The organism is Rhodococcus sp. 27YEA6, assembly GCF_044908235.1.
GTDB classification, from domain to species: Bacteria; Actinomycetota; Actinomycetes; order Mycobacteriales; family Mycobacteriaceae; genus Rhodococcus_F; species Rhodococcus_F qingshengii.
Window position 1 is genome coordinate 22,439 of the sequence record NZ_JBIYCY010000027.1, and the last position, 13,076, is coordinate 35,514.

The 13,076-nt window shown below is 60.0% G+C and carries 9 protein-coding genes; 8 read left to right on the forward strand and 1 reads right to left on the reverse strand.

What is annotated here, in order from left to right; translation table 11 throughout:
* Positions 1 to 52 precede the first annotated feature (52 nt).
* The 5 genes from ABH939_RS31350 to ABH939_RS31370 all read left to right on the forward strand — a co-directional run bounded on the left by ABH939_RS31350 (position 53) and on the right by ABH939_RS31370 (position 7,461).
* Complete coding sequence (locus tag ABH939_RS31350) at positions 53 to 5,362, forward strand: telomere-binding protein (protein ID WP_011331724.1); 5,310 nt, start codon at positions 53 to 55, stop codon at positions 5,360 to 5,362.
* A complete protein-coding gene (locus ABH939_RS31355) occupies positions 5,362 to 6,093 on the forward strand; it encodes a hypothetical protein (protein ID WP_003942446.1) in 732 nt (243 codons plus the stop codon). The genes ABH939_RS31350 and ABH939_RS31355 overlap by 1 nt, the downstream gene beginning before the upstream one ends.
* 7 nt (positions 6,094 to 6,100) lie before the next feature.
* Positions 6,101 to 6,733 carry a hypothetical protein gene (locus ABH939_RS31360; RefSeq protein WP_011331726.1) on the forward strand — a complete coding sequence of 211 codons (633 nt, stop codon included), beginning with the start codon at positions 6,101 to 6,103 and terminating at the stop codon, positions 6,731 to 6,733.
* Between the two features lie 21 nt (positions 6,734 to 6,754).
* Entirely contained in the window at positions 6,755 to 6,889 is a 135-nt protein-coding gene (locus ABH939_RS31365) for a hypothetical protein (RefSeq protein ID WP_256922265.1), read from the forward strand.
* 89 nt (positions 6,890 to 6,978) lie between these two features.
* On the forward strand, positions 6,979 to 7,461 hold the full coding sequence (locus tag ABH939_RS31370) for a hypothetical protein (protein ID WP_257207810.1): 483 nt from the start codon (positions 6,979 to 6,981) through the stop codon (positions 7,459 to 7,461).
* A 60-nt stretch (positions 7,462 to 7,521) separates the two neighbouring features.
* Here the strand turns inward: ABH939_RS31370 and ABH939_RS31375 are convergent, their stop codons facing one another.
* Entirely contained in the window at positions 7,522 to 10,329 is a 2,808-nt protein-coding gene (locus ABH939_RS31375) for a DUF4365 domain-containing protein (RefSeq protein WP_011331728.1), read from the reverse strand.
* A 495-nt stretch (positions 10,330 to 10,824) separates the two neighbouring features.
* Between ABH939_RS31375 and ABH939_RS31380 the strand changes: the two genes are divergently transcribed.
* The 3 genes from ABH939_RS31380 to ABH939_RS31390 all read left to right on the forward strand — a co-directional run bounded on the left by ABH939_RS31380 (position 10,825) and on the right by ABH939_RS31390 (position 12,844).
* Positions 10,825 to 11,310, forward strand: coding sequence for a hypothetical protein (locus tag ABH939_RS31380; RefSeq protein ID WP_229757331.1), 486 nt, complete (start codon positions 10,825 to 10,827; stop codon positions 11,308 to 11,310).
* Positions 11,307 to 11,663: a hypothetical protein gene (locus ABH939_RS31385; RefSeq protein WP_011331730.1), complete on the forward strand. Its 357-nt coding sequence runs from the start codon at positions 11,307 to 11,309 to the stop codon at positions 11,661 to 11,663. Before ABH939_RS31380 ends, ABH939_RS31385 begins: the two co-directional genes overlap by 4 nt.
* 194 nt (positions 11,664 to 11,857) lie before the next feature.
* A complete protein-coding gene (locus ABH939_RS31390) occupies positions 11,858 to 12,844 on the forward strand; it encodes a DUF4192 domain-containing protein (RefSeq protein WP_011331731.1) in 987 nt (328 codons plus the stop codon).
* Positions 12,845 to 13,076 lie beyond the last annotated feature (232 nt).

A 13,076-nucleotide genomic window follows, 5' to 3' on the forward strand; every position in this document is an offset into this window, starting at 1 on the left:
AATCCCGAGCACACTCGCCATCCTTGGCGACGAGTGTCGTTGAGGCAATCGCATGACGGCGGCTGCAGCGAGCGGCGCAGCGACCGGCCCTATGTCGTCGTTCGACCGCGTGCGCAACGCGGTCGACTCCAATGGCGGGGTCCAACACCGAGGCCCTCACGAGTTGATGGCCTTGTGCCCTGTCCACGCGGACCGACATGCGTCTTTGTCAGTGAGCTGGGTCAACGGTCATCGCGGCGGCATGGTGCTTTTGCACTGCCACGGCTGCAACGCCTCTGCCACGGAAATTGCCGAGGGCCTGGGCCTGACCATGGTCGATCTGTTCGACGAACCGCTTCCTGAGCGCGATGCACTCACTCGGGTCGGCCGTTCGACCCAGCAACGGAGTGCGGGCCGACGACGCCCTAAAGGCGGGCGGTTGCCAGCTCGAATCGCCGTAGCTGCACCAGCCCCAGAGGTTGAGCACAGCTGGGATCGAGTCAAGGTCTACCCATACGTGTCTGCGGACGGCACCGTCGTCCAAGAAGTCATTCGTGAGGAATGCAGTTCCTGTGACCGCGCACGTCACAAGCAGTTCCGGCAGTTGTTTGTCAGTGCCAACGGCACCCGACTCAAGCGCAAGCCCGAAGGTTTCGAATCTGTCCTCTATCGACTTCCCGCCCTGTTGTCTGCCTTGGCCGACCGGTCACCGGTCTGGTTGCTCGAAGGGGAGAAGGATGTCGAGACCGCCGAGAATTTGGGTCAGGTCGCGACCACCAATGCGCAGGGTGGGCTGAACTTTCCCGTTGCCTGCGCTGAGCTCTTCGAAGGTGCAGAGGTCCGCGTCGTTCTCGATCGAGATGGCGCCGGATGGAAGCGCGGCATAGAACTTGCGTCATTGCTGGGCGGAGTCGGCGCCCAGGTTCAACTGTTACTCCCTGCCACCGTCACCCCGAAGTCTGATTTCACCGACCACGTCGAAGCTGGGCTGTGGTCGGACGAGGACGAGTGGGGTGGGTTTACTCCGGTCCGTCCAGGAGAAGTCGCCGCACATAGCTTCGCTGCTGACGTGGTCGAAAAGCAGACCCTTGTCGAGGTCGCGCTCGCCGAGGCTGCAGCGCGTGTCGATCTAGCTGACACGCAGGTCGAGTCCGACGAAGAGTTGGTACGCGCTCAGCGCTGGGCTCTGGAGGCTGAGCGCCGTTTTGAGCATCTGAGCGAGCTCGTGGACAAAGTCGTTCAGCAGGCAGCCGAGGAAGGCACCGAGTGGGCCGGCGAAGCCGTCGAGTCCGCGACGATTGCTTGGAATGCTGCACGGGTGGCGGCGCGAGCTGCTCACGAGATCGCAGGCGTCGCGATCCCTCCACTGCTGCAGGATCCGGAGCTCGAACCCACGCCAGTCACTGAAGCTGGCGCGGACGAGGCCACCACAGCGAACGGCCCGTCTGCGACGTCGGTCGTGGTTCTCAATGGCATCCGCGGAACCAATTTCATCGCCCCTGTCTATCGAATCATCGAAGGAAACCTCGTCGAGATCGTCACCAGGAAAGACGGCGATCAGCAGGCAAAACTGGTGCTGGACATCGATGCTCGCATCGTCGAGATGGAATATCTCGAAGTCACCGACGATGGGGTGGACGTCGACGAGCCTGATTTGATGGGCCGCGAAGCGATGGCCGGTCAGAACGAAATTAACCCAGCCTCGCCGCAGGAGCTGACTGCGGTAATCATCGGATACACGCATCCGGACAGCCGCGAGTTTCTGCGGATCCGGATCCCGGCAAAGGAGTACCGGGACTGCGCGTGGGTGGAAACTCTGCCAGGCCCTCCTGCTTACGACAGCCGTCCTAGCGGCGTTGCAAAGCTTCGTGACGCACTCAAAGGCGCTGGCGGACGCGAGATTCGGCGCGTTGTACGGTATCGATCCACCGGATGGCGACGGGACGAGCAAGGAAAATACTTCTTCGTACACGCAGGTGGTGCCATCGACGCAAATGGCGGACGAGTGGCGCCGGTCCTCCTGACCGGGCCTTTGAGGATGTACGACTTGCCGGCACCCAGTCCGGATCCTCAGCGGATCCGGGAGGCGTTTTTGCTGCACTCCGCCTCGATGCTCGAACGAACACCCACCCGAGTCTCGGCAGCACTTCTCGGCCACGTCTTCCGGTCCGCGCTCGGCCCGAACCCTTGGGTGCTCGCTCTGATCGGCTCCCCGGGCAGTTACAAGACCTCGATCGCCTCCCTTGTGATGCACCACTGGGGAGAAAAATGGGACCGTCGGCGCCCAGCGACATCGATGTCCGGCAACGGTGACACCTTGAATGCGTTACGCATCAAACTCAACGCCGCGAAAGACGCCTTGTACTGGGCAGATGATGTCGCTCCGACACGCGATTTTGGTGCTGCACAGAAGTCCCTCGAAGAGTTCGCCCGGCTCGTTCACAATGGCGAGCAGAGGAGCCGCAGCACCAGGGACGGTCTCGGAGTCCTCGATGGCACACCGCCGCGGGCGTCAGCATTGATCACGTCTGAAGTCATGCCGCGCCCTGGATCGGGAGCCCAGCGAATGCTGGTCGTCCCCCTTCAGGCTGCCGAGATCGACCTCGAAGAGCTCAAGCGGCTCGACGGCGCCGACTCTCGGCACGGGCGGGCTCTCCTGATGGCAAGCTTCTTGCAGTGGCTGTGCCCACGGCTGGAGGAAATTCGCGAAGAAGCATTCGCCGAGGGAAACACCTACGGCAACCAGCTGCGCGATAGTGGCGAAAGCGTCCGTCAGGCAGATGCTTTGGGCTCCTTGTGGGCTGGATGGCACGCGATGTCACGCTTTCTCGTCGATATCGGCGCCTTGACAGAAGGGGAAGTTGCGCAAACAGGCGACCTTGTCACTCTCGGATTGTCCGATGCCGCAACAGCTTCGACCGACCCCGATCTTCCGATGCGTACCGGCGGACGAGTGCGCGAGCTGCTGGTACACGCATTGCAGACTGGTTTGGCGTTTGTCGAAGATGTCGAAACCGGGGAAGCGCCGGAATGGCCGTTGGCCAGCCGACTGGGTTGGCGCCGAAGTTCGATGGGCGTCAGCAACGACGGAGCTCAGCGGTGGCGCGAGGAAGCCCGCGGTATCCGTCTGGGTTATGTCGTGTCGAACCCTCGGCCGTGCGACGGGGACCCACAGCTGCTTCTCGAATTGACCGGACTCGAGCAGGTACTCAAGGCCGCCGGCGGAACGATGACAGACGGACTGCAAATCGATCGCGGTACGGCGTCGAGGGCGTTGTACGACGAAGGTGTGCTGATCGCGGAAGAGCGAAAAGGACGGATGCCTCGCTACACCGTGCAGCGCATGATCAAGTGCGAGAACCGGCGTCAGCGCATGGTCGCTCTCCGGCTGGACAAACTTTTCGGCAACGACGGCCCCGACAATATCGATCCCGAATCCGGATGGGGCGGACCAACGGACCCGACGCCCGATGATCAGCCCACCGACCAGCCGACTTCGAGCCACTCCGTGATTCCGGATCTCTTCGAGGGCTGGCTGAGTAGTCCAACCAGTCCAGGACACGGAGTAGCTTCGACTGATTCGTCCACCGAAGCAAAGAGCCTGACCAGCTCGATTACCGACAAGGAGCCTGAAATGGCGATTGAAACCGATGCAGAGGGATTCTCCGCAGACGGGTTCCAGATCTCACCTACATCTACCTGCGCTCTCTGCCATGGCGACGAAGCTGGCTGGGAGATCGACGGACTCGTGATGCACCTCCCGTGCTGGTGGCAGAGCACCGCCGCTTCTCGGGCGATTGCAGCTGGCACAACCGGAAATCAGGAAGAAATCACGCCAGCTCCCGAACCTTCACCGCCGGTAGCGCCGGCACCGAAAGACACTGAGACTCGCACGAAGGTAGTGAAGACGACAGGCAAGGAGAAGGCGGCCGCGTTCACTGCGCCTGCTGCAGTACTCGATGTCGACGGAGTGTGGCTGCCGGACGGCAGTCGTCACGAGCTGGCTACTCCGATCGCTCATGTCGGAGATGTCGCCGAGTTGGTCACGACGCTGAATCTCGGGACGTGGACGTCTGACACGTGGTCTGTGCCTGGTCAGATCTGGATCACCGATGCGATGGCCCAGAAAGTTGGCATTGACACCAGCACGTTGGGAAAACGCAACAGGAATGATCGACTCAAGGAGCTGTCGGCCGAATCTGCATTTGTGACTGATGCACTGGCTCAGGGGTGGCAGCTTGGCGGGCAGCCGGGTGACCGGCTAGGGACCTGGACTCGTGTGTGGCGAGGCGAGGCACGCGGCGTGTGGGTAGCTCTGATCTCCGGGATGAGCCAGGACCCGAAAGAGATGCCCGTACTTGGTGACTCTCCTACCGCAGCAACGTTGGCAAGGCGGCTTGCGTTGTTGGCCGGGGCACTCCGATTCCCGTGGGCTGTGAGTCCCGCATCGACCGGGATCGACTTGATGATCGCTGCACGGCCCAAGGAATGGAAGCGGATCTTCGCGCCGTCCGATTCGGATTTTGCGAAGAAGTTCCAGATCTTCGAAGCCGATATCGACTGGTCGCGGACTCTGTCCGATGCCGAGGCGAAATGCCGCTATGTTCATGCCTTCGATCGCGGCGGTTCCTATGCTGCCGGTATTGCTGGTCTCGAATTGCCGATCGGGGAGTCAGAGCATCACCCAGATGGGATGGTGTTCGATCGCAAGCTTCCCGGGTACTGGCTGATCGAGATCCCCGAAGCAGCGGACTGGCGTTACCCGAATCCCTTGAATCCGATGGGGCTGTCTATCTCCGAACCGAAGTGGGTGACCACTCCGACTCTCGAACGCGCTGCACAACTCGGTTACGAGCCGGAGATCTTGGAAGCGTTCGTCTGGCGAGATCACGGGCGAGTTCTGGTGCCCTGGTACGAACGCATTCGCGATGCGCGAACCGCCTTGGATATCGAGGGTGACACCGACGCACTGTTGGCACGTGAGCAGAACAAAGTGATCTACACGCACACCATTGGCATGCTCAACTCCGACATGCATTTGGCCGGGCGACCCGGCTACTCGCCCGAGCGACACCACCACATTGTCGCCAAATCTCGCGCGAACATCATGTATCGGATCGCGAAGATCGGCGAGGACAGCGGAGTGTGGCCTGTAGCGGTCACCAAAGATACTGTCCTGTATGTCTCCGACGAGCGCGATCCACAATTGGCATGGCCTGGAGATCAGAAGCAGTTCGGACGAGGGTTCGGGAACTACAAGCCGGAAGGATCGGCACTGTTATCCGACCACCTGCAGTATTTGGACGGCCAAGGCTATCGGGGAAAGTCGGAGCTGATTGCCCCGAACGAATGGGCAGCTAGTGCGGAGGGGAGTGATTCCTGATGGCACGCAACCCACTCAGTAGGGCGTCGTATTCGCGCATCGCAGACAGTCTTTCCGACTTCGGGTCTGTCGTGGCCGGCCGAATCAACATCTCGCGAGCAGCCAAAGAGCTTCGTGTCACTCAGACTGCCATCCGGGAAGTCTTGAGGGGGGAACGAGGAAAACTTCAGGGGGAGTTCTTCGGGAAGTTGACCGGCCGGCAAGGGGCCGACATTTCCGGACAGCCAAATGCGTCGAACCTGAAGGCTCAGCTGCTGGCCGCTTACGGACCGGGAAAGCGCAGCGAAATCAACACCGCTGCAGCGGCACGTGATTTGGGTGTCTCCAAACGAACAGTCGAGCGTTGGCTGGCTCCCGAGGGCCGACAGCGAATTGCGAAGCCACGCACCGAAACCCTGAATGCACTGGCCCGCAAAGCGAAACAATCCGCGTCCACTCGAACCTCACGTAAAGAAGCGATGTCGAGCGTACGCAGCAGCGCACGAGGAAAAGCACTGTCGAACTTCGGTGGGAAGATCAAGATCGACGCCGTACAGGGGCCCGGCACCCGAGAGTATGCGCGCGACCGAATGATCACCTTGGCCCTGACACCCGACCAGGTTGAATCCATGTGGAGCGCCTACGAAAATGGGGGCGACAAGGGAATGATCAATTGGATGAACAGCCGAGCCCAAGACTATGTCGGCGGCTGGGAGTTCTACCAAATCAATAGCTTCGACGTGGAACGGTAAGCGAGCGATGCCCTCTCGGCGAGGACCGCGGTGGACACGCAAGCGACTCGAAATGATGCTCCGGACTTGTTACGGCGAGACCGAGCGCGGGGGAGTGGACGTCGCGGTCGTCGCCGAGGCTTGCAGGGTTTCAACGCGCACCGTGCGACGGTGGCTTTCTGGCACCAACCGCCAGCTTGCGGCGATCCCTTCTGCTCGGTTGGCGCAGTTGCGTCTGCCGGCGCCGGATTCGGAGCTGCGCAGCCAGCAACAAGCCGACTATGCCCGTGACGCCATAACCTCGATCGCACTACCAAAAGGTCGAGGAATTTTGCCAGCGTGGCGTGATCGTGGATGGCTCGATACGCATGTGGTTGCGATCGTGGACCTCGCGGGCACGCCGTGGCGGCAGGTTGTCATCAGTAACGGTTCAGCGCGGTCGGTGAAGGAGTTCCGCCGTAGAGGCTCCATCGTTGACCTCACGACGCTGCCGACCCGTTTCCATGGTGTTGTACTTGCCCACGAGGTCCTGCAGGAGGTGGAGCCATGGCGTGTGCACCCTCGCTCTGAAATCCTGCCTCAGGGCCGAACCCAGGTCTGGTCCGATGACGCGCCGGCTGTCGATCTTGCGGTGTTAGCTGTGGCGAGAGAACTGAAATGAACGGCAGATAAGGACATGAACATGAATCCCACCAGCAGTGCAATCGAAGCTCGCGTCAGCGCGGTCCTGTCCGAGTTCTTGATCGATGAACAGGCAGGGGCGTCGCCGGCCGGCGCGACTGATGTGTCGTGGCCGGCGGAGAACATTCCGTCGTGATCGAATCCGTAGGCCCACAGCCTTGGCAACGCGTCAAAGATCCACAGTCATTGCCGACGGCATCGAAGCCGGCGCTCCTGGCGGGGCACTTGCGCGACCTCGATGACGAAGCGTTAGGCCGGTTGATCCGTGACCACCTCGTGCCGCTCGACTCCGAACGCGGATATCGGGTGCGGTGGAACAGTTTCTGGGCGGCCTTGGGTTTCGACCCAGTTCTACGAGAACGTGCCACCACTATCATCAATGGGTTTCTGGACCTGGCCGAGTCCGCGCTCGCGGCAGATGATCAGGATGCCAATCAGGCCAAACGGACCGGGAAATTCTTCGACCGATGCGAAGGTGCATTGGATCGCATTCTCAACCGCGCAGACGAACCACTGGCTTGGGCCGGCGCCGCCGCTGCATCGTTCAATCCGGCTGCACGGATCGTGATCGACAAGCTGATCTCCGCCATTGATCAGCACCGCCGCGATTGCGACAATGAAAACCTCTGGGCGGCACTCGATCACATCAAAACTGAAGATCTAGGCACTTCAGCACCGCGGCTCCGTCGCTCTCAATATCGAGAGTGACGGAGCCTGGTTTCGAAACTCGACCTCTTGCAATCCTCGGCCCTAGCTGGTGAGGTTCACTCAAAGTTCCCGTTTTGCGTCATATTCAGCGATGGCTCGTCGCACGTCCGCAGACACGTTTTCGCGGAGCATGCCAACCACCTGGTCAGTCTCGACATCAGGTGGTGATGAATTGATTATGTTCGCAACCATCTGCGCCACCAACGTCCCTTCATTTGAGAGAAGCCGACTAATCAGCTTGAGGCGGATAGCATCTCCATCTTCCGGCGTTGTTCGGGCTATCTGATTAGCGATAACGGCGCGCACCCACGGATCCCTGTCTCGGGACATCGCCACGAGCGTGTCGTAGCGGCCAGACAGTCCCTTGCCGACAACAACCTCGACCGCCGCTGCACGCTGATGCGCGTTGCCCTGCAAAAGATCCCATAGTTCTTCATCTGAAATTGCGGCTGGACGAAGGGCAGCCAATGCACTCGCTGCCCGGCCTCGAACATCTTCATTTCGGAAGAACGGATGGGTCGACGGCGGTGTAACCATCAGATCATGGAGCGGCGGGACGAGCCTGTCGACCACTTCAGTAGGGATACGCTTGCTATGTCCCCTCAAACCCTTCAATGATTTCGTCAGGTGAGCACGGAAAGGCGAAGGGGTAGTGAACAGTTCCGAGATAGGTTCCCACACAGCAACTTCTGGATGCCAGGCGTTAAGCAGTATCAGCGTTGCCGCGAAATCTGAGCCTCCAATGTTGAGGTTTCCGTTCGTCAGATCAAGAATTTGTTGTTCAATTCCCGAGACTAACTTGTCGATCACCGTCTTCACCGTATCGGCGTCAAGATCTCGAACGTCGCCGAACGCATCGAGAGCTAGGACATTCCCATCTCTAAGTTTCTCTCGAATCCTCTCCCTATGAGTGGGGTCGCCCTCAGCTAGGACGCGGTCGATGGCTTCCTTTACCTCTGAGCTGTCTTCGTTTCGCGCGGCCAATGCCGCTCTGTCGTCATCAGTCCATGCGGTGGTGGGAATGTTATTGATTACTGCGGCCCAGTCATGCGCAGAACCAATATCGCTTTGTTCTGGCAAGTCTTTGATGTACTCAATCACTTCGCGTAGCGCATCGGCCGAGACCACTGGCGCGAGGTTTTCCAAAGTATCCAGGAGGACATATTCCAGGGAAAAACTCGGTTGTAGTCGTGATGCCAACCCCCCGAGGTCGCTCAGGTTGGACAAAATCCATCGAACATGTTCGTCGGCCTGCGCTGGTTCGAGAACATCAGAGGCGGTTGAGACCAGTTGAAGGTCTGCGTGCAGCGAGGTCCGGGTCGCCCTATCGAGTTTCACCTTGCCTACGGCTGCGCGGACAGCTTCTGCCGGCCCCACTCGGAGTAGATGACGCGCAACTTGTGCAACCACTTTCTCCTCACTAGCGTGCCGCAGCGCTGATAGGGATTCAGCAAGATCGTCCTGCGATCTGTACGAAGTAAGAACGTGCTGGGCCAGTAGTTTATGAGAGTGCTGCCAGGATGAGTGATCCGCCGCCAGCCCAGCGAGCAGAGCCGCGGCTCGAAGCCTCAGGAAAGTCGAGTCAAATTCGGTGCTCTTCGATTCGCCCACCCACTGTTGGAACAATGAGTCGAAATTGCTCTGAAGGCCGGCGGCAACCTCTTGATTTCGCCACCACGATGCAAGGGTGTCCCGCCCCTTGATCAACTCACCAATATCGGAGGCCCACGGGTCCAGCCTGAAGATGAGGTCCGCGCCGGACCCTGTGATTGCCATTGCCGTGGGATCGTCAACTGCAGAGGCGCGGACCTTCTGCACGTCGAGGGCCAACAGCCGAGCGCCTTCCAGATCGCCAAGTTCCGCCAGGCACCGGGCCTTATGCAAAATCAGCCAAGCCTGATCGATGGGCCTGTATTCAGTACTCGAGAGGGCGCTCTCGATTACCCGCAAGCCTCCTTCCGGATTCGCTTCTTCGACCAATAGCGCACATGCGCATACTGCCGCTGCAGCGCGGTCATGCGGTTCTGTGGCCTCCTCAATAATCTGCTTGAGGGGATCAGAGTCAACATCCTGAGAAGGAATCGCTCTGTCATCACCAAGCAAAACGTCGTGCAGGGCTGCGTAAAAACGCCAACCCCATTTGTTCGATTTCCGACATTGTTCAAGGTCTGGTGCCGGGCTATTTTCAAGGGATGTTTTTCTCCTGCTTTCGGGTTGCGGTACCAGATCGTGTAGTCGCATCTTGACCAAAAGCGCGACGGCCTCCTCCGAGCTAAGTTCCGCCACTTCCAAGTTCGGGTGTGGGGCCACCAATCGTGGCGCCAGCATGGCGTAACGAAGCCGATCAGCCGCCAGGACCTTCACGCCACCCCATGCGCTCCCTTCCCATTGCGAACTGATCCGCCCTTCGGTGGCGACCTCCAAGAGCTCCGCGGCGTGATCCGCGTCAACGGTGGAATGAGCAGGAACGAGGATCTTGGAGCCCTTACCCGTGCTCACGACGGCGTCCTGTGTCACGTGAACCCAATACAATTTCTTGGTGGTCTCGTCGCACAGCAAAAGGATGAACGGAACCGCGTAGTCGAGCCAGTACTTCACGTGTTCACTGTCCGCGTCACGGAACCACCATCCGACGATATTTCCGTCATCATCAGTCTCCGGCTCATCGAAGAACGAGGGGCCATACTTCACTTGAGCTCCCACGAGTGCACCGTGATCCATGAGATCGGCGGTTCGCGCCTGCAGCAGAAGATCCGAGCCCACTTCGCCGGCAGGATTTTGTGCAACATGCCAGTCAATTTTAAGGAACTCCAAAGTGGCGAGCGCTTCCCCGATATTCCCTACCTGGGTGGTCCTACTTGCTTTCATTCTCTGTTCCCGCCCTCACTCAACGAATTTCATCTTCTGCGATAAAGAAAAGCACATCCTGCGTGTATGTCCCCGACACCGGGTGCGGCGGGGATATACACGCAGGTGAATGCATGTTTTTGTCGGATATCGAGGGTAGGTTTGGAGGTGTCCAATTGCTGACGGGCGGATTGACCCCCTGCCCCATTGTTAGGTCGGAGATTCGAAGTGACGTTGACGATTTCGCACACTGCCGCGGATGGAACGCTGATTGACGGGACCTCTCGCGGTGATGGTTCCGGAGATGTATTGGCGGCGCACGGGTGGAGGTGGTTTCGCAGTATCGGTTTCTGGGGGATCCGGAGCAGTAGGGATCGGGCTCCGAAGGTTCGCCTGATCGAGATGACTGCAGAGGCGTTGCGCGCGAGTGGTTTCGATGTCGAGATTGATATCGACTCGACAGCGCGGCCGACGGCCGAGGTCGAGGCCGATCGCATTGATCGTCAAGCTGCTCGGGTGGAAGCGCTCGAGCTGAAGGCGGGGCGCCGGTCAGAACAGGCGGAATCGGCGTGGGAGGCAGAGCAGCGCGCGGACCACCGCGAGCTCGACGGCCACGAGCGAACGCTCTTCGTGGTGCGTGGCGTGAAGCAGATCGAGAAATTCCCTCCGGACGAGGGCACCTACCGTCAGTCGCTGATTACCCGCATCGCCGAGCGGGCCGAACAGATCACCTATTGGGAAGAAATCCGCGCCCAGCAGATCGCGTCAGGTCAGGCCAACAATTTCGGGCCGGACACGATCGCGAAAGGAGATCTGGTCAGGTGCTCGGGTGTCTGGTATCCGGTAGTTCGGGTCAACAAGAAATCTGTCACTGTTCCGGCGAGGATAGGCGGTGATTGGACGGACACTATCCCGTATCACAAACTTGCTGGACACAGACAGGCGAAGGAAGCCGAAACAGCTTCGGCCAGTTCATCTTCCATCAAGGAGGTTCGGTCGTGAACAGTCTTCGGGACGAGATTCACAGCGGAGAGTTTCGGCAGTCGCGCCACTATCCGGTTGCGCGTTCCGTGGAACGTGTTGCTGCCCAAACATTTACGCGACTCAATCCCGACACCGAGTGGCCACCGGCTAACGGCCACTTCGCGGACGTATACCGCCTCGCCAGCTGGCGCCTGCTCACACCGCTCGAGACTGTCGCCGCTCTCGATTACGAAACCCTGACGGCGAGCTCCTGGGCCGCTCTGCCGGACGATCAGCGCGAAGCCTGGTTCGAGCATGTGCGCGGCACCAATTCTCGTCTGTCACGCACCCGGATCGGCAGATTCACGGCCGAGGCGATCACTGCCCCTTAGCAGCTAAAACCACGGGAGGCCGGCGCTTTGCGCCGCCTCCTGTGTCTATGCCCCCGGCACCGGGTGCGCCGGGGACATAGACACCGGTCAAAGCGCCTTTTTGTCGTATGCGTGGGGTAACTTTCAAGTGTTCGTCAGTCCAATCCATCGGGTGAATCTGACCAGTTCGCCCACCGACCCAAAGGGGTTCCGCAATGCCAGCTTTCCAAATGACCAGCCCGTCCGATGTTGTCGCCGGTGCCGTGGCTATGGGTGGCCATCTTCCCGAGGACGAGTTGGTCATCATCACCCTCGATGTGCACCCGTGCAGGGTCGCCATGCTCCCCCTCCTCAACCTGCTCCCTGGCGTGTCGGAGGGAATTCTGAGTTCCTTGCGTGTGACACCAGCTCTGGAAGAGTGCCAATCGATGCTCGTGGTTGTCTTTGGCACGCTCGAACGGGGCAATGACGTAGCCGAAGCGCTCGAAGCATTTCGGCCCGATTCAGTTCCGCCTGTGTTCGTTTTCACCGATGGTCTGGTACGCCGATGGACGGGCGCGGGATCACTTGCCGCACAGTCGGGTACACCCGTCGATCTCGCAGCACACCCGCTGATCACCGAAGCGCTGTTTGAGGGAACAACGATTCTCAAAACCCGCAGCGAGATCCGAGCAGGGTTTACAGCCGCACAGCACGGTCCGGAACGCGCTGCGGCGGCCTCACGGGCCTTCGGCGCCAAGCGCATCGTTCTACGCGCCATGGAGCCACAGCGAGCGGCCGATCGGGTATTCGATCTGGCACTTTCGCACTACCTGGACGGCACGTCACAGCATGGCATTACCGTTACCGATGAGCACGCAGCCGTTATTGCTGCTGCCATGCATGACGTGACGGTGCGCGATCTGTTGTTCGCACACATCGACGAAAACAATGCCGATGCAGCCGCCGAGGTAATGCGGCAAGTCGGCGCACTGTTGCCCGAGGATTTGGCCGGTCCGCTCATGGTGTTCGCCGGAGTCTTCAACTGGGTCAATCGCCGCTCTGCGCTGGCACGTGAAGCACTGACGAGCGGCCGCCGACTCGACCCGTCCCACAGCTTCGGGAAGATGTTCGAGCAGGTTCTCGACAACGGTCTGCACCCCGCGATCTGGGAACAATTGCGGACTGCGGCAGTTCTGGCACATCAAACCCAGGCGCAGTAGATAACGAATCGGTGGCGCAATGCATTTCGTGATTGCGCCACCGATTTTCTTTGCGCTGCACCGAATGGAGCCGAGCGCCGATTCCTTTTCGCCGCGATTTTCTAAATTGCGTTTTAGCACAACGGAAACACCCGCAAGCCCGGCCGCGCAGCGGCGGGAATTTCCGTTATAGGGCGGCTTGCCGCCCGTGCGTCCGGGACCCGGGCGTAGCCCGGGTTACCCCTCCCGACGG